The sequence below is a fragment of the Providencia sp. Je.9.19 genome, assembly GCF_051129765.1.
Lineage (GTDB): Bacteria > Pseudomonadota > Gammaproteobacteria > Enterobacterales > Enterobacteriaceae > Providencia.
This window is the reverse complement of the sequence record NZ_JBCPSS010000001.1, coordinates 727,921-745,485: the sequence shown is the minus strand read 5'-3', so window position 1 is coordinate 745,485 and position 17,565 is coordinate 727,921. Positions and strand designations below refer to the sequence as shown.

Annotated in this window: 15 protein-coding genes; 3 read left to right on the top strand and 12 right to left on the bottom strand. The window is 40.0% G+C overall.

All coding sequences use genetic code 11. The features are described from left to right. Positions 1-63: 63 nt before the first annotated feature. The 9 genes from AAZR93_RS03525 to AAZR93_RS03485 all read right to left on the bottom strand — a co-directional run bounded on the left by AAZR93_RS03525 (position 64) and on the right by AAZR93_RS03485 (position 9,396). Positions 64-2,007 (bottom strand): exoribonuclease II, encoded by a 1,944-nt coding sequence (locus AAZR93_RS03525; RefSeq protein WP_434719001.1) that lies wholly within the window; start codon positions 2,005-2,007, stop codon positions 64-66. A gap of 149 nt (positions 2,008-2,156) precedes the next feature. After that, positions 2,157-2,798, bottom strand: coding sequence for an endonuclease III (gene nth, locus AAZR93_RS03520; RefSeq protein WP_294106155.1), 642 nt, complete (start codon positions 2,796-2,798; stop codon positions 2,157-2,159). Positions 2,799-2,816: 18 nt separating this feature from the next. Next, positions 2,817-3,530 (bottom strand): electron transport complex subunit E, encoded by a 714-nt coding sequence (locus tag AAZR93_RS03515; RefSeq protein WP_294106158.1) that lies wholly within the window; start codon positions 3,528-3,530, stop codon positions 2,817-2,819. A gap of 2 nt (positions 3,531-3,532) precedes the next feature. Beyond that, a complete protein-coding gene (gene rsxG / locus AAZR93_RS03510; protein WP_294106161.1) occupies positions 3,533-4,162 on the bottom strand; it encodes an electron transport complex subunit RsxG in 630 nt (209 codons plus the stop codon). Positions 4,163-4,171: 9 nt separating this feature from the next. Next, positions 4,172-5,257 (bottom strand): electron transport complex subunit RsxD, encoded by a 1,086-nt coding sequence (gene rsxD / locus AAZR93_RS03505; protein ID WP_294106165.1) that lies wholly within the window; start codon positions 5,255-5,257, stop codon positions 4,172-4,174. 10 nt (positions 5,258-5,267) lie between these two features. Continuing rightward, the gene (rsxC, locus tag AAZR93_RS03500) at positions 5,268-7,679 is read right to left on the bottom strand and encodes an electron transport complex subunit RsxC (protein WP_434719000.1); all 2,412 of its coding nucleotides are present in this window, start codon (positions 7,677-7,679) and stop codon (positions 5,268-5,270) included. After that, positions 7,672-8,286, bottom strand: a complete 615-nt coding sequence (gene rsxB / locus AAZR93_RS03495; RefSeq protein ID WP_434718999.1) for an electron transport complex subunit RsxB — start codon at positions 8,284-8,286, stop codon at positions 7,672-7,674. Before rsxB ends, rsxC begins: the two co-directional genes overlap by 8 nt. Further along, on the bottom strand, positions 8,286-8,867 hold the full coding sequence (gene rsxA / locus AAZR93_RS03490) for an electron transport complex subunit RsxA (RefSeq protein ID WP_294103863.1): 582 nt from the start codon (positions 8,865-8,867) through the stop codon (positions 8,286-8,288). Before rsxA ends, rsxB begins: the two co-directional genes overlap by 1 nt. Before the next feature lie 88 nt (positions 8,868-8,955). Then, entirely contained in the window at positions 8,956-9,396 is a 441-nt protein-coding gene (locus AAZR93_RS03485) for a DUF2569 domain-containing protein (protein WP_434718998.1), read from the bottom strand. 161 nt (positions 9,397-9,557) lie between these two features. On the opposite strand from AAZR93_RS03485, the gene AAZR93_RS03480 reads away from it, so the two are divergent. Continuing rightward, complete coding sequence (locus AAZR93_RS03480) at positions 9,558-10,601, top strand: oxidoreductase (RefSeq protein ID WP_434718997.1); 1,044 nt, start codon at positions 9,558-9,560, stop codon at positions 10,599-10,601. A 56-nt stretch (positions 10,602-10,657) separates the two neighbouring features. Next, positions 10,658-11,635, top strand: a complete 978-nt coding sequence (locus AAZR93_RS03475) for a bile acid:sodium symporter family protein (protein WP_294103860.1) — start codon at positions 10,658-10,660, stop codon at positions 11,633-11,635. A gap of 196 nt (positions 11,636-11,831) precedes the next feature. On the opposite strand, the gene add is transcribed toward AAZR93_RS03475, so the two are convergent. The 3 genes from add to manA all read right to left on the bottom strand — a co-directional run bounded on the left by add (position 11,832) and on the right by manA (position 15,981). After that, positions 11,832-12,833, bottom strand: coding sequence for an adenosine deaminase (add, locus tag AAZR93_RS03470; protein ID WP_434718996.1), 1,002 nt, complete (start codon positions 12,831-12,833; stop codon positions 11,832-11,834). 209 nt (positions 12,834-13,042) lie between these two features. Next, entirely contained in the window at positions 13,043-14,692 is a 1,650-nt protein-coding gene (locus AAZR93_RS03465; protein WP_294103858.1) for a YdgA family protein, read from the bottom strand. Positions 14,693-14,805: 113 nt separating this feature from the next. Further along, positions 14,806-15,981: a mannose-6-phosphate isomerase gene (gene manA, locus AAZR93_RS03460; protein WP_434718995.1), complete on the bottom strand. Its 1,176-nt coding sequence runs from the start codon at positions 15,979-15,981 to the stop codon at positions 14,806-14,808. Positions 15,982-16,161: 180 nt separating this feature from the next. Here manA and fumC point away from each other — a divergent pair, with 180 nt between their 5' ends. Next, positions 16,162-17,559 carry a class II fumarate hydratase gene (gene fumC, locus AAZR93_RS03455; RefSeq protein ID WP_434718994.1) on the top strand — a complete coding sequence of 466 codons (1,398 nt, stop codon included), beginning with the start codon at positions 16,162-16,164 and terminating at the stop codon, positions 17,557-17,559. Positions 17,560-17,565 lie beyond the last annotated feature (6 nt).

The following is a 17,565-nucleotide window of genomic DNA, read 5'->3' as shown; positions in this document are numbered from 1 at the left end:
GCTAAAAAATAAAAGACTACTGACGATTTTGTCAGCAGTCTTTAGATAATAGCACAATTGTTACTATGCCGCAGGGCGAGCAACGATATTTCGAGTTTCCATACGAACTTCGGCAATATTGACATCAATGATGTCGTTAAGCTGATAAGCTTTTTCACCTTTAATCAGAACACACCCTGTTTCTTGGCTGCATTGAACTTCATCGCGTACGCTATGAAGGAATGGCGCAGGGATGAAAGCGACCGCACCATTGCCAGTCAGTCTGACTCGAATACCGCCACGGGTAATATCAATAATTTCAGCAGGAAATTTTTTATCAGTACCTTCAAATGGCTTCAAGAATCGGGAATATAACCAATCTCCAACGTCTCGTTCAGCCATACGGTTAGCTCGGCGACGCTCAGCCAGTTTAAGTGACAGTTCTTCATTCGGCTTATTGGTTGATGGCTTACCGGCAATAATGGACTTTAACAGGCGGTGGTTGACAATATCGGTATATTTACGAATTGGAGATGTCCATGTTGCATAAGCATTAAATCCTAAGCCAAAATGTGGGCCTGGATCGGCTTTAATTTCTGCAAATGTCTGATAACGGCGAATACGGCTATCTAAAAATTGGGTAGGTTGTGAATCTAATTGAAGGCGTAATTGGCGGAATCCTTCAAGTGAAAGTAGTGACTCCGCTGTTGTTTCAATACCGTTATCTTTAAGGGTTTGAACTACTTGATCAATTTGTAATGGGTCAAAGCCCATATGTACGTTAAAGACACCAAAACCTAATTTATTTTTTAATACAGACGCAGCGCACAGATTTGACGTTATCATGGCTTCTTCGACAATGCGATTAGCACTACGACGGCTTTCTGAAACGATGTCAACGACATCACCTTTATCATCTAACACAAAGCGGTAATCCGGTCTGTCTTTAAACACGAGTGCATGATCATCACGCCACTGTAGGCGTTTATCTGCCATCTCTTTTAATAACAGAATTTGTTGCTTGTCGCTTTCATTCTTTGGCTGCCAACTACCTGTATTTTCTAGCCAATCAGAAAGTTCATCATAAACTAGCTTAGATTTTGACTCTACCCATGCACTGAAAAATTCAATATTTTCAGAAATAGAGCCATCTTGGTGGATCAAGGCAACACAAACTAAGGCTGGCCGACGCTCATTTGGACGTAAGGAACATAGATTGTCAGATAATATGCGCGGCAGCATCGGGATATTAAAACCCGGTAAATAGTTAGTGAAAGAGCGGGAAAGGGCGAGTTTATCGAGCTCACTTCCTTCGCTGATATAGCTAGTTGGGTCAGCAATGGCGATAAATAATTTTAAATCGCCGTTTTCAGTTTTTTCAATATAAAGCGCATCATCCATATCTTCAGTGCTTGCACTATCAATAGTCACAAAATGCAGCTCAGTTAAATCAACACGTTCAATACCCTGATCATCACGCTCACAGTCAACCATTTGTGGTTCATCACGGTCTAATTGGTGACGGCGTAACGTTACCCACCAAGGAGCAAAATGGTCAGCGCCATCAGTAATGTATTCAGTGATGTCTGCATAAAATGCCTTATCTCCTTTTAAGGGATGGCGACGCATTTGTGCGACGGCCCAGTCATCTTGTTTGAATTGATGTGTAATTCCATCTATTGGGCGACAGGAAATAGCGTCTTTTAATAAAGGATGATCAGGGATAATAAATAATCGATTGTCGTTCTCTTTTTTCTGAATTTTACCGACAAAACGTTCAAGAAAAGGTTCTACAAGCTCTTCTGGCTCTACAAATTCACGGTCTTTATCTGTATGTACGGAGGCAATAACGCGGTCACCATGCATGACTTTTTTCATTTGCGGAGGTGGGATAAAGTAACTTTTTTGTCCATCAACTTCTAAAAAACCGAAACCTTTTTCAGTACCTTTAACTAGGCCTTCAACTCGGGGGGTTTGGGCATGTAATTTTTGTTTAAGCTGTGCGAGCAATGGGTTATCTTGAAACATACTTACCATTTATTTTGTGAGGTTGAGTTTGACTCTATTGTTACGTAAGACAAAGTATTAGGGCAAGAAAAAAATGCGCTTTTAACCATATCTGAGAGCTAATAGGAATTAACTAAAGGTTAATAACGATTAGCTGAGAGTCAAATTTATTAATTTTCAGGATATACTTTGTCTTTGAATTCGCATAAATCTTCGATAATACAAGAGCCGCAACGCGGTTTTCGCGCAATGCAAGTATATCTGCCATGTAGTATAAACCAATGATGACAATCAACTTTAAACTCTGCTGGGACGACTTTTAATAACTTATCTTCGACTTCAACGACATTTTTACCTGATGCGAAATTGGTACGATTACAAACTCTAAAAATATGCGTATCAACAGCAATTGTTGGCCAACCAAATGCAGTATTTAGTACTACATTGGCTGTTTTACGACCAACACCCGGCAAAGCTTCAAGCGCTTCACGGTCTTCTGGAACTTGGCTATTATGTTTTTCAATTAAAATTTTACAGGTTTTAAAAACACTTTCAGCTTTAGTATTAAATAAGCCAATGGTTTTTATATATGATTTTATGCCATCGACACCCAGAGCCATGAGCTTTTCTGGGGTATTTGCAACAGGATATAATTTTGCGGTTGCTTTATTAACACTGACATCAGTTGCTTGCGCTGAAAGCAATACCGCAATAAGTAACTCAAAAGGGGAGTTAAATTTTAACTCCGTTGTTGGATGAGGATTGTTATCGCGTAGACGAGTTAGAATCTCAAGGCGTTTTGATTTATTCATTGCTCACATAATATTAATTTAAGAAATATGACTACCGCACCCTTGTTGTTTTTCATATTCGCGGGCTGGTTGTTGATCCAGTTTCAGGGCGGCTCTTTTTTTCATTTTTTCATCTATCAAATACTTACAGGCTAACATTAAGGCTAAGCCAATAAATGCACCTGGGGGCAGCATAGCGAGTAAAAATGGTGAGTCAAGGTGTAAGACTTCAATTCTTATGGATTTAGCCCATGATCCTAGTAATAAATCGGCACCATCAAATAGGGTTCCATTGCCTAAAATTTCACGCATTGCGCCAAGCACAAAAAGTGCAGCGGTAGCACCAAGTCCCATTGCTAAGCCATCTATCGCAGATAAATGAACAGGATTTCGTGACGCATAAGCTTCGGCGCGCCCAATGACGATACAGTTTGTAACGATAAGAGGGATAAATATTCCAAGTGATTCATATAAGCCAAAGGCATAGGCATTAATAAGCATTTGAACAGCACTAACAACCGAAGCGATGATCATAACATAAATTGGGATACGTATTTCTGCCGGAACCCAGCGGCGAAAGGCAGAGATAGCAACATTAGTACAAATTAGAACTAACGTCGTGGCTAATCCAAGCCCCAATGCGTTGGTTGCTGTTGAAGAAACCGCCAATAATGGGCATAAACCCAATAATTGCACTAGAGCAGAGTTATTTTTCCATAACCCTTGAACCATCAGATCTTTCGATTCACTCATTATTATTCATCCCCGCAAATAGGGTAACTCGATAATTCTTGCTGTATATGTTGCATAAATACAGCGGTACGTTTTGTGGCATTAACAACCGCTCTGGGGGTTATCGTTGCGCCAGTGAATTGGTCGAATTCACCACCATCTTTTTTTACTGCCCATTTAGGGTCGTTATCGGATTCCATTTTTTTACCACTAAAATGGGTTATCCAATCAGAAATACGTGTTTCAATTTTATCACCAAGACCTGGTGTTTCATGATGCTCAGTCACTCGGACTCCTAGTACCGTACCTTTGAAATCCGCACCAACTAAAAGATGAATAGCACCTGAATAACCGTCGCGAGCGGTACTTTCTAATGCGGCTGCAACGGGTTCACCATTTTTTCGGGCTATATAAAGCCGTCTTGGTAGTTTATTACCTAAAACAGATTCATTGGTGACAAGATAACACTCTTTGGCCAAATCATTATCATATAGCTCAGATGGCACGACTTGATCGAGTAATTTCTTTTGTACGAGAGCTGCTTGTTCCGCAATAGTTTCTTTAGTCAAAGTATAGACTGCGGCACTGAGTGCGGTAGTTCCCGCAGCAAATAGTGCTAAAATTGTACTATGGCGTCGCATCGTATTTAACATATTGGTTTCCTACTTATGTCCATGTCCGTACGCGCGAGGCTGCGTATAGTAGTCAATTAATGGCACTGTAATATTGGCCAATAATACCGCAAAGGCGACGGCATCTGGATATCCACCATAAACGCGTATTACCCAGACTAAAAATCCAATCATGATGCCAAATATAATTCGGCCCTTAGGTGTCGTTGAGGCGGTGACTGGGTCGGTTGCGATAAAAAATGCCCCAAGCATCGTTGCGCCTGATAACAATTGAACTAAAGGTTGCGAATAACGGCCATCATCAATTAACCAACTGATGATAGAGAAAAATGCTAAAGTGCCGATAAATGCGACAGGGATCTGCCAGCTAATAATACGGCGGTTAAGCATAATCAAACCACCAATAAGATAAGCAATATTGACCCATTGCCAACCTATACCAGCAAGAGACCCTTGCAAAATAGGTTGCTGTAATACTTCAGATATAGAGTGGGTTAATAAACCTGTTTTAAAGCTATCTAAAGGTGTCGCTTGGCTCATGCCATCGACACCCATCCGTAACTGCTCTAAAGTAACTCCAGTGGGAGTATGACCACTCATAATGACAGATAAGCTATCCATTGCAGAAATAGAAAGCGTTTGTAATTCTTGTGGGGGTAACCAGTTAGTCATTTGGACGGGAAATGAAATAAGCAAGACAACATAACCAACCATTGCGGGATTAAATGGATTTTGCCCTAATCCACCATAACATTGTTTGGCAATAATAATGGCAAATACAGTACCGAGTACGATAAGCCACCAAGGTGCTAATGGCGGTAAACTTACGCCAAGTAATAAGGCAGTTACAATCGCTGAATTATCTTTCAGTACGGGAAGTATAGGTTGTTTGCGTAAGCGAATTGCAATAGCTTCTGTTATAGCAGCCGTCACCATCGCTAAAATAATTTGATAAAGTGTACCGATACCAAAAAAATAGGTTTGAACAGCAATACCGGGGATTGCTGCAAGTAAAACCCAGAACATTATCTGACTGGTACTTTGCCTATCATGAGTAAATGGGGCACTAGCTATTTTTAATCGGCGATTTTTCGCATCAAGTGGCCTAAATTTCATCTTTTATCACTTACTCTGTAGTTGTCTGTTCATTTTGTTTCTGAGTTTGCTTCGCTTTCACGCGGGCTATTGCTGCAGCTACTGCAATTTTACGGGGATCAGTTTCTTCTTCAATTGGCATCTGCGCGGCAGGAGCTAGTTCATCTTCAATCGTCACTTGTGTCGCTAATTCCGTTTGTGCTTGGGCTAGTTTTTTGGCTTTTGCACGTGCAATCGCAGCTGCGACTGCCGCTTTGCGTGGGTCAACTTCCGTTTCGGTTGATGTTGTCACTGTTTCTGTGGCTATCGATTCAGGTTGAGATTGCTCTTGTGCCGCTTTTTTGGCTTTTGCACGTGCAATCGCAGCTGCGACTGCCGCTTTGCGTGGGTCAACTTCCGTTTCGGTTGATGTTGTCACTGTTTCCGTGGCTATCGATTCAGGTTGAGATTGCTCTTGTGCCGCTTTTTTGGCTTTTGCACGTGCAATCGCAGCTGCGACTGCCGCTTTGCGTGGGTCAACTTCCGTTTCGGTTGATGTTGTCACTGTTTCTGTGGCTATCGATTCAGGTTGAGATTGCTCTTGTGCCGCTTTTTTGGCTTTTGCACGTGCAATCGCAGCTGCGACTGCCGCTTTGCGTGGGTCAACTTCCGTTTCGGTTGATGTTGTTACTGTTTCCGTGGCTATCGATTCAGGTTGAGATTGTTCTTGTGCCGCTTTTTTGGCTTTTGCACGCGCAAGTGCTGCATTTACCGCAGCTTTTCTAGGATCTTCATTGATATCTAGAGATGGGGAGCTCAATTGTTCATTTGCCATTTTTTCGGCTTGTTTGGCTCGAGCTTGTGCTTTGCGAGCTTCTCTAGCGGCAATGGCCGCACTGTTATCCGGTAGCTCACCAGAAATAATTTTGATAGGTTCATTGGAAAGCTTTTGCTTGGCTTTAACCCTTGCCAATGCAGCATTAACAGCATCGTTATTTATGTCATCAACTTGTACAGCTGCTTTTTTATGGCGCTCTGCACGAGCAAGTTTATCTCGCTCCATACGCTGCTGTTTAGCTTCAAAACGCAATTTAGCCTCAGCAGAACGGCGCTCTTCTTGGGTGAGTTCACGGATTTCTGCTTTTTCTTGGCGATAATACTGCACTAAAGGAATATTACTTGGGCAAACATAAGCGCAAGCACCACATTCAATACAATCGAATAAGTTATGTTTTTGCGCTTTCTCGTGCTCATTTCCTTTACTAAACCAGTATAGCTGTTGTGGTAGTAATGCAGCGGGACAGGCGTCAACACAGAGTCCGCAGCGAATGCAGGCTTCTTCTAATGCTTTTTGGCCAACTTCTTCCATTGTTGGAACTAAAAGGCAATTACAAATTTTAACGACTGGTACATTTAAGTCAGGCAGGGTGAAGCCCATGAGTGGACCACCCATGATCACCATTTGTTCTATCTCGGGTATAAACTCAGATTGTTCAAGAAGATATTTTACAGGAGTCCCAAGTCGAACCCAAAAATTGCCTGGTTTTTGAATAGCTTCACCGGTGACAGTGACGACGCGCTCAATTAATGGCTGTCCATCAATTACTGCGCGCTTAATGGCAACGACAGTACCGACATTTTGCATTAAAACACCAATTTGAGAAGAACGAGCCCCCGAAGGGACTTCTTTACCTGTTAGTATTTTAGTTAATTGTTTTGCGCCACCTGAGGGATATTTTGTCGGGATAACTTTAATGAGTATTTTGTTGTCTCGCTTAGTGATAGCGTGTTTTAACGCCTCAATCGCTTCAGGTTTATTATCTTCAATACCAATTAATACTTGGTCAGGATTTAAAAGGTGTTGTAAAACTCGGCATCCTTCAATCACTTCAATTGCATGTTCCTGCATTAATCTATCATCTGCTGTAATGTAAGGCTCACATTCAGCAGCATTGATAATCAATGTATTAATAGCATCTTGCCCACCGGCAAGTTTTGATGCGGTAGGGAACCCTGCACCACCAAGGCCGGCAATACCAGCTTGCTCAATTTTTAGTAGCAATTGTGCCGTAGTAAGTTGTTCATAATGCTTTTCTGGGAAGAGTGGGCACCACTCATCATTTCCATCTGATTTAATACGAACACAAAGTTCTTTAAGACCTGATGGATGGGCCGTAACCATTGGCTCGATGGCCGTAATAGTACCGGATGTTGAGGCATGAACCGGAACTGTTCGACCCAATCCTTTCGTTAAAGGCTGTCCTTTTAAAACATGGGCGCCGACAGTAACAATTAATTCACCTTCAGGGCCTAAATGTTGTTGTAAAGGAATGATGATTTCATCAGGTACAGAGGCAATGCGCATAGGCACTTTGCTTGACTGCAATTTCATTTCCGGTGGATGAATACCACCTTTAAAGTCCCAAATATCATCGTTTTTTAGCCAGCTAAAAAGCTTAAACATGTGACTCACCTCTAGTTAATATTTGGCGTTGTTCTAGAGGTTCCACAGAAATATTTTTAACAGGGATCGAGTTAAGATCCCACTTCCAGTTTGCAGTAGTCGTTTTCACAGGGACCAGCTCAATACAATCAGTTGGGCAAGGCGCAACGCAGAGGTCGCAACCAGTACACAAATCTTCAATTACTGTATGCATGGCGCGTGTTGCACCAACAATAGCATCAACAGGACAGGCTTGAATGCATTTTGTACAACCGATGCAATTCTCTTCATCAATAATGGCAACTTTACGAATAGGGTTTTGCGCTGAGTCATCACCATCAATAGGTTGAGGATCAACATTCATTAGTTCTGCAATTTTGAGCATGACAAGCTCGCCACCCGGTGCGCATTTATTAATCATTTCACCATTATTAGCCACGGCTTCTGCGTAGGGGCGACAACCAGGGTAGCTACATTGACCACATTGACTTTGTGGTAAAATAGCGTCGAGCTTTTCAACGATTGGGTCTTGTTCAACTTTAAATCGTAGGGATGCATATCCGAGGATCAGACCAAATATAAGGCCCAAAACAGCTAATATGCCAATTGCAATCCATAAAGACATCATTAGAATTTCACCAAACCACTGAAGCCCATAAATGCAAGAGACATCAGACCTGCGGTAATCAGCCCAATTGAAGAACCACGAAATGGTGCAGGGACATTTGCGATAGCAAGGCGTTCCCTGATGGCGGCAAACAACACCATAACAAGAGAAAAGCCAACTGCTGCGCTAAATCCATACATTGCTGACTGTAAAAAATTATGGGATTGATTGATATTGAGTAAAGCGACACCTAGCACTGCACAGTTTGTGGTGATCAAGGGTAAGAAAATACCGAGTAAACGATAGAGGGTTGGACTCGTTTTTCTAACAACCATTTCTGTAAATTGCACCACAACTGCGATAACCAGTATAAAGCTGAGGGTGCGTAAATAGAGTAGGTCGAGAGGGATAAGAATTAAGGTATCCATCAGCCAAGAGCTAATAGAAGCTAGTGTCATAACGAATGTTGTCGCAAAGCCCATTCCAATGGCGGTCTCGAGTTTTTTTGATACGCCCATAAAAGGGCATAGGCCGAGGAATTTAACGAGGACGAAGTTGTTAACCAGCACCGTTCCAACAAATAGAAGAAGATAGTCAGTCATTTCATTGCCTGAAAATAGAAATAAAAGTACAAAAACTGGCTATAGCCAGTTAAACAGTCTGTATGATAACAATCTATTTTTGTGATGCTTATCGATCTTGTGTGAAAGTCATTTTAACGCGAACAGAACGTTTTAAATATGGGACAAAGAATCCTGCGCCAAATAGTGGCCAAGCGAGAACTTGTAATGCGGTCTTATCATCAATCGTTGAGAATGCAAAAGTTTTTAAACCAAGCAGCAATAAAATCAACAACCAAATAATAAACCGGCGTGGAAAATGGCGAGAATGTGAAAACATCAGTCGAAGGATATAGACACTAAACAGTGTCATCGCAATAGAAATGGCAAAAGATACATACCATTCCATCGGTATGAAATTCGTCCAATTTTCAATGGTGGTTACTATTTCATAGAGTTTAATGAAATACATCACTGTCATGCTGCAAACCGCTATAAAGGTGAGTAATAGGTAAGTTGCTGGTACGAGTAACCAGCCAGTGATACGGTTAGCGTTATAAACAGAGGTCATAAAATTAAAAGTCCATTAATGTAAAACGTTAGCTATATTAACATGATGATATTTTTTGATCCTACCATAGATTTATTTGCTAATTAATTCATTCTGATGGTACTTTTTTAGCTATCTATACTTTTCTGACTATTTAAGTTAAATGCATCTACGAGGTCAATATGTCTAAGCCGATTAAAGTTGGTATTATAGGGTATGGTTATGCGAGTAAAACATTTCATACACCATTTTTAGCCCGTCTTGCCGGTTTTGAATTAACCGCGATTTCAAGTAGTGATCCAAGTAAAGTAAAAGCAGATTGGCCTAATATTAATGTCGTTTCTTCGCCAGAAGCGATATTTGCTGATCCTGAAATTGAATTGGTTGTTATACCAACACCCAATGACACTCATTACCCACTGAGTCGTGATGCACTTGCAGCGGGTAAGCATGTTGTCGTCGATAAACCTTTTACATTAAATGTTGAAGAAGCGTTAAAGTTAAAACAGCAAGCAGAAAAAGCAGGGAAATTACTCTCTATTTATCATAATCGCCGTTGGGATTCAGGATTTCGTACCGTTAAAAAACTTCTTCAAGATGGCTGCCTCGGTGAGATCAAATATTATGAATCACATTTTGATCGTTTTCGTCCGGTTGTAAGACAACGCTGGCGTGAAGCTGATATTCCGGGAGCGGGTATTTGGTATGACTTAGGGCCTCACTTATTGGACCAAGTCTTACAGTATTTTGGCAAACCTAAAGGTATTACCGTTGACCTGGGTAAAATAAGGCCTGGCGCGGAGGCTGTGGATTACTTCCATGCAATGCTTGAGTATGCAGATAAAAAAGTTGTACTCCATTCAACTACACTCGCAGCAGCGCCCATGCCAATTTATATTATTCATGGAATGAAAGGTAGTTATGTAAAGTATGGATTAGATACGCAAGAAGATTGCTTGAAAAATGGTTTATTCCCACAAGATGAGCGCTGGGGAGAAGATCAAAACAAAGGAATAGTTACCCTGTCACAAGGTGACGAATTCATTACTCAGGAATGGCCGAATGAAAAGGGCAATTACGGCGGCTATTATGAGGCAATTCATGATGCTATCCGATTAGGTAAAGCAAACCCAGTTACGCCAAATGAAGCCATTGATATAATGAAATTGATTGAAGCTGGTATACTTTCCGCAAAAGAAAAACGGACAATTGAAGTCATTTTTTAAGATTTAATTTAATGATAGAGCCTGCGATAAACAGGCTCTTATTTTTGGATAATAGAATGAATTTACTAGCGAAGTTTAGAATAGATCCTTTTTTGTTAATCATGATATGTGTGGTTGTAGTGGCGAGTCTATTTCCTTGTGAAGGTGAAATTAAGACAGCCTTTAAATACTTAACCACAGCTGCAATAGCATTATTGTTTTTTATGCATGGTGCTAAATTATCTCGAGAGTCAATTATGGCGGGTGTAGGGCATTGGAAGCTACATCTATTAGTTTTTGCCAGTACATTTATTTTATTTCCTATCATAGGGCTAGGTTTACGCTTTTTGGTGCCAGATTGGATGTCTCCAACGGTATATATGGGCTTTTTATATTTGTGTGCGTTACCTGCCACCGTTCAATCTGCCATTGCTTTTACCTCTGTTGCCGGCGGTAATGTTGCTGCTGCTATTTGTAGTGCATCGGCATCAAGTATTTTAGGTGTTTTTCTCTCACCTATACTGGTTGGTTTTTTAATGGATGCTGACGGAAGCGAAGCTATTGATACACTCAATGCAATTGGCTCGATACTGATGCAATTAATGTTGCCATTTGTTGTTGGACATTTAGCGCGCCCATTAATTGCCAATTGGATTAATCGTCATCGTAAATTAGTTAATATCACTGACCGGTCATCGATACTATTAGTTGTTTATGTTGCTTTTAGCGAGGCAGTGGTAGAAGGGATATGGCAACGGATTGATGCATTTTCATTATTGATGATATCAATCGTTACCTGTGTGATCTTATTTATTGTTATCGTTATTAACACTACAGCGGCACGCTTATTTGGTTTTAGTAAGGAAGATGAGATAACCATCGTATTTTGTGGTTCTAAAAAGAGTTTAGCTAATGGAGTGCCAATGGCGAATGTACTTTTTCCTGCTGCAACAGTTGGGGTGATATTATTGCCACTGATGATCTTCCATCAAATTCAGCTAATGGTGAGTGCAGTATTAGCGCAAAGGTATGCAAAACGCTTATTGAATAAATAAAATTTAATTCACGCGATGGTTCGGCTAATATCGCGTGAGTTATTATTAAGTTAGAATAAAATCCATTTTAGTTACAACATGCTTAAGTGTTAATTACTTATATTACATCAGCATCTGTGTATATTTTTATTAAGGAGGGGAGTTAAACAGGATGAAATAATTTATAAATCACCCTGTTTTGAAGATAGCGAAGGTATTATCGTATGGCCACTTTTTGCATTAATGCTGCTTTTTCACTATCTGATAAAAATGCCATTGCGAGTCCGTTTCGTTGAATTTGCTCAATGTCGCTGAGACTAAGTCCCGCTTGTGGCGCTGCAATTTCATATTCATAAGGAAGTTCAATCCCTTGCACGGCAGGGTCGTCAGTATTAATTGAAGCTAACACACCGTTTGCTAAAAATGTTTTCAATGGATGATTAGCCAAAGAGGTTACTGTGCTAGTTTGAATATTCGAGGTTAAACAGCTTTCAATGCCGATTTGATTCTTAGCCAAATATTCCATTAATGATGGATCTTCAATAGCTTTGACTCCGTGACCTATCCGTTGTGCACCAAGTTCATTAATCGCATGCCAAATGCTACTTGCTCCTGCTGCTTCACCAGCGTGAACGGTAATATTTAAGTCAGTATTTCGAGCTTTTAAAAAGTGGTCTTCAAACAATTTACCGGGAAAACCGAGTTCATCACCAGCTAAGTCTAATGCACATAACTTGTCACGATGGGCGAGAAGTCCAGCGAGTTCAAGTGAGCATGCTTCTTGACCAAATGTACGGCTAAGAATACCAATTAAATTAATTTTGATGTCATATTGGCGACAACCCGCTTGAACACCATCAATAATGGCTTCTACGACTGCCTCAACGGGTAATTGATGTTTCATTGCCATGTAGTAGGGAGAGAAACGTAGTTCTGCATAATCGATGCCAGCTCTGAATGCATCTTCCACATTCTCTTGTGCAACACGCTTACAAGCGTCTAGGTTAGCAAGAACAGCAACCCCCCAGTCGAGCTTAGCTAAAAAACCAACAAGATCCGCCTCTTGTCCAATGATTTGAACATGGGGCCTTAATGTTTCTAGTTCATATGCAGGCAATTCAATATTGTGTTGCTCAGCAAGCGAAAGAATCGTTTCTGGGCGAATATTTCCATCAAGGTGGCGATGTAAATCAGTTAAAGGTAAGCGTGTATTTATCACGTAGTGACTCCTTATCTATTTTCTATTCTTATATTGGCTGTTATTGCAAAAAAATCAATGTTGAGTCACGCAATATGTGAAATAAATACATTTGTTACATTAAAAGTTAGATGTCTGTCACATAATGATAGAGTGGTTATCTATAGATACAAAAACGCCAGTCAATTAATGACTGGCGTTTTATTCATTACTTTATAGAAAAAAGTAAATTATTGAGCAGGAACTGCTTCCGCTTGTGGTGCTATTTCAACAGGTTCAGCGCCTTCTGCTTCCATTTGTACTTCTGGTGCAGGTTCTACTTCTGAATTCATATCATCAGCTGGGTTAGACATTACTTTCATTTTAGTCAAGAATTCAGCTAAAGTGAATTTGTCTTGGTTAAAAGTAATATCATTGCCAGCAAATTTAATCGTCATTGTTAAGTCAGTTGCGCTATCGACCATCCAAGGCGATTTCTTCTGTTTTGCTTTCGCAGCACGTTCTTCATCTGTCATGAACATTTCTTCAAACGGAGAAGAGAACATATCAGAAGTTAACATTTGCTGAACACCAGCAAACTCAGTCGTGATTTCATCTTTCATTGCTTTTTTAGCGGCAGCATCAACTGGGACACCTTGGTCTAAAATCATCACTTGAGTCATTGATTCAATAAGCATTGGCTTATTAAGTTTCATGCTAAAGTCAAAAGAGCTGATGAGCTGTTTAATTGCTTCATCTACTTTGTTAGACATTGCTAAAGCTGTAATTTCGTCTTGATTCCATTTATTAAACGTTATGTTTAAGTCAATAGAACTTTGGCCAGCTTCGTTTTTCCAAGTAAATGGACTAACAATGAAAACTGGTTTGCTTTTCATTAGTTCTGGCAGTGTTGTACTCATCATTTCCATTGCTAACTTTTCAGTTGCTTGTGATGGGTCACCACTTGCTAGACCTTCGCTAAGAGCTTTGTTGTATTGCTCAACAAATTTACCTAAAGCTTTAGCATCTAATTTTTCAATAGCAACTGTGATCTGGCCTGAACCTAAGTTTTCACCAAGTGCTTTTAAGTCGCCAATGCTGTAGGAAACATTACCTTTAACATCTTCACCGTTAATGGATGTATCACTAGCAATTTTGAAATCTTTAAAAGAGAATTTAGTTTCTGGGATATTGAAATCAGTATCTGCAATGACAAATTCTTGTGTACCTGTATAGAAACCGTACTGTGATTTTTTCACATTAGAAACAAGTTTTAAGCCTTTTAAGGTCATTGTTTCTGATTTATCGGTTTTACCCATCACCAAACTGTCAGTGATTAATGAAGCGTCTACAGACTCTAGGTCAGCTGAAGTAGAGACGTCCAATTTAGAACCACTGAATGATAATGCAACATCATCTTTATTATATTCAACAGGGATAAGTTCTAAGTTAGTATCAATACTTTTAGAATAACCAATTACAGCTGTGCCCGTAATGAATGGTTTACCCTTAGTTGCTTCAAATAGCTCTTTAGTTGTCGCATTGTTAGCTAATTCCATATGAGTTGCAGCCAATTTTGGCATTAAATTAAATTTAGCAACTTGAGAAATAGGGAATGGACCATGGTCAATATTGGCTTTAAATACGATAGCGTCTGTAGGTGTTGCTGAGTCAGCAGAGCTGATCACGATATCTGCTTGTGAAGAGAAAACACCACGTTTGTAATTTTCTACTTTAAAATTCACGCCCGCTTCAGGGGTATTTACAGCAAAAAAATCGTTGGTTTTAGTAACTACTCTATTGAGTTCATCTTCAACTTTTGAGCCTGTGTACCATGATGCTCCAGTCCATACCACACCTACAGCAACGATAACACCAATCGCGACTAATGACTTTTTCATTATAAACATCCATCCTTTCAGTACGTTTTTAACGCACCTTAAAATATTGTATAAGTTTTATATAACCGTTTTCATATTACTAATAAAAAACAGGTTAAATACAGAATTTGACACTAAATATTAAATACTCGGGCAAGCTTTCCATTACCTTTAATGGAAATACTTTCCTCATAAGCAGGTAAAAATATTGACTCTCCAGAACCAATATTGATGATATCATTACCTGAGCTCAAAACTAACTCACCTTCAATACAAAACAGTATGGAAGCGGTATTGTTATCGACGGCTATTCCCGAATCGTTAATAGAATATATATTAAATGAAAAATCTTCTACTGGAATATTATATTTCCAGATATTTCCATATTTTTCAGGGATGCTCAGTAAATCATCAGCCTTGGTAGGCTTAAAGTCAATGTTAGCAATAAGTTCTGTAATATCAATATGTTTATTGGTTAATCCTGCACGTAGAACATTATCTGAATTCGCCATTACCTCTAAACCAACACCTTCTAAATAAGCATGGGGTGTTCTCGCATATAAGAACATTGCTTCTCCGGGTTGCAATTCAACAACATTAAGAAGAAGTGGTGAAAATAATCCATTATCTTCAGGATACAGACTCACCATTTGTTTAATGGAGTTCCAAGGTTCACCTTGACGACTATTTAACGCCGCTTTTAACACACCTAATGCAAGTTCTTTTTGTTCTCCTGCAAGATTAAGAATTTGTGCAAAAAGCCTTGCAAGTTTTTCTTCACTCGGTGATTGGACAAACAACTGGATATCAGGATGTGCAGCAGAAACAAAATCAAGTAATTGCGCTATTTCTGACAAAGGGCGAAATGCATTCATTGCTTTAAACGGTGTTAAAGCATAAATCAATTCGGGCTTATGATTGTCATCTTTATAGTTTCGAATAGGGGAGTCTAAAGAAATACCTGCGGCATTTTCTTTTGCAAAACCAACCTCGGCATAAGTCTTATTCGGGTGTACTTGGACAGATAAAGGTTGCGCCGCACATAGCACTTTAAATAAATAAGGTAACCGCCCATAGTGCTGAGCGATATTTTTTCCTAGATATTTATCAGGATCACTACTAATAAGCGTTTCAAGCGAAATAACCTGATTTGATTCAGGAACAATAACGTCAGAACTGGCTTTTGGATGAGCGCCCATCCAAAGCTCAGCCATGGGTAAATTATTAGGGTTAGATATGCCATACAGCTTAGTAAGTGCTGTTTTACTACCCCAATCATAATGTTGAACTTTATTTATCATTTTAAGCATAGCAAAACTCTCTTCTTTTTAGAAAATCAACTCATTTCCTTTTTACAACAACACAATAAGCTCGACTAAGTCTCATAATTGAAATTCAATTTGTGGCATCATACTGCTCGGTTATTTGCTTACCTGCAAGCAGATGATTCTAAAATCAATTATTCTGTGTATGTATCTAAGGAGATAGTAATGGCAGCCACTCGCATTGAAAAAGACTCAATGGGACCAATTGAAGTACCTGCTGACCAATTGTGGGGCGCGCAAACGCAGCGTTCTTTAGAACATTTCCGTATATCTGTAGAAAAAATGCCCGTTGCTCTTATCCACGCACTCGCTATCACTAAAAAAGCAGCGGCTAGTGTGAATATGGATTTAGGGTTATTAGTTAAAGAACGTGGTGATGCCATCATTGCAGCCGCAGATGAAGTTTTAGCTGGTAAACATCCAACTGAATTTCCTCTAGCCATCTGGCAAACTGGTTCTGGTACTCAAAGTAACATGAACATGAATGAGGTGCTAGCGAATCGTGGTAGTGAAATTCTAGGTGGACAACGAGGGAATGATCGTCTTATCCATCCAAATGATGATGTGAACAAAAGCCAGAGTTCAAATGACGTATTTCCTACAGCAATGCATGTTGCGGCAGTTGTTGCTATTCGTGAACATCTCTTGCCTGAGCTTAAAATCCTACAAAAAACATTGGATGCTAAAGCAAAAGCGTTTAAAGATATCGTTAAGATTGGACGTACTCATCTACAAGATGCAACCCCACTGACATTAGGCCAAGAAATTTCTGGCTGGGCAACTATGTTGGCAAACAGTGAAAAGCATATTGAAAATTCAGTTCCACATGTATGTGAGCTTGCATTAGGTGGCACGGCTGTTGGTACCGGATTAAACACGCATCCTGAATATGCGGTTCGTGTGGCGAAAAAAATCGCGGAGCTAACAGGGCAGCCATTTATTACGGCGCCTAACAAATTTGAAGCATTGGCAACCTGCGATAGCCTCGTTCATGCACATGGTGCACTTAAAGGATTATCTGCATCATTAATGAAAATAGCTAATGATGTTAGATGGTTAGCGTCAGGTCCACGTTGTGGTATTGGTGAGATTTCAATTCCAGAGAATGAACCAGGTAGTTCTATCATGCCAGGTAAAGTTAACCCTACTCAGTGTGAAGCCTTAACGATGCTTTGTGCTCAAGTTATGGGTAATGATGTTGCTGTTAATATCGGTGGCGCATCAGGGAATTTTGAACTCAACGTATTCCGCCCAATGTTGATTGATAACTTCTTACAATCAGTTCGTTTATTAGCTGACGGTATGCGTAGCTTCAACGAGCATTGTGCAGTCGGTATCGAACCAAATCGTGAGCGTATTGAAAAATTACTTCACGAATCACTGATGTTAGTCACTGCATTGAATACCCATATTGGTTATGACAAAGCGGCTGAAATTGCCAAAAATGCACATAAAGAAGGGCTTACTCTGAAAGAGTCAGCGCTTAAATTGAACTACTTAACTGAAGAACAATTTGATGACTGGGTTCGTCCTGAAGACATGGTTGGTAGCATGAAGTCGTAAGCTATT

Bases quoted from the DNA above. Each gene is read 5' to 3' on its own strand.
- AAZR93_RS03525 (WP_434719001.1), bottom strand. From the start codon at position 2,007: ATGTTTCAAGATAACCCATTGCTCGCACAGCTTAAACAAAAATTACAT.
- nth (WP_294106155.1), bottom strand. From the start codon at position 2,798: ATGAATAAATCAAAACGCCTTGAGATTCTAACTCGTCTACGCGATAAC.
- AAZR93_RS03515 (WP_294106158.1), bottom strand. From the start codon at position 3,530: ATGAGTGAATCGAAAGATCTGATGGTTCAAGGGTTATGGAAAAATAAC.
- rsxG (WP_294106161.1), bottom strand. From the start codon at position 4,162: ATGTTAAATACGATGCGACGCCATAGTACAATTTTAGCACTATTTGCT.
- rsxD (WP_294106165.1), bottom strand. From the start codon at position 5,257: ATGAAATTTAGGCCACTTGATGCGAAAAATCGCCGATTAAAAATAGCT.
- rsxC (WP_434719000.1), bottom strand. From the start codon at position 7,679: ATGTTTAAGCTTTTTAGCTGGCTAAAAAACGATGATATTTGGGACTTT.
- rsxB (WP_434718999.1), bottom strand. From the start codon at position 8,286: ATGATGTCTTTATGGATTGCAATTGGCATATTAGCTGTTTTGGGCCTT.
- rsxA (WP_294103863.1), bottom strand. From the start codon at position 8,867: ATGACTGACTATCTTCTTCTATTTGTTGGAACGGTGCTGGTTAACAAC.
- AAZR93_RS03485 (WP_434718998.1), bottom strand. From the start codon at position 9,396: ATGACCTCTGTTTATAACGCTAACCGTATCACTGGCTGGTTACTCGTA.
- AAZR93_RS03480 (WP_434718997.1), top strand. From the start codon at position 9,558: ATGTCTAAGCCGATTAAAGTTGGTATTATAGGGTATGGTTATGCGAGT.
- AAZR93_RS03475 (WP_294103860.1), top strand. From the start codon at position 10,658: ATGAATTTACTAGCGAAGTTTAGAATAGATCCTTTTTTGTTAATCATG.
- AAZR93_RS03465 (WP_294103858.1), bottom strand. From the start codon at position 14,692: ATGAAAAAGTCATTAGTCGCGATTGGTGTTATCGTTGCTGTAGGTGTG.
- manA (WP_434718995.1), bottom strand. From the start codon at position 15,981: ATGCTTAAAATGATAAATAAAGTTCAACATTATGATTGGGGTAGTAAA.
- fumC (WP_434718994.1), top strand. From the start codon at position 16,162: ATGGCAGCCACTCGCATTGAAAAAGACTCAATGGGACCAATTGAAGTA.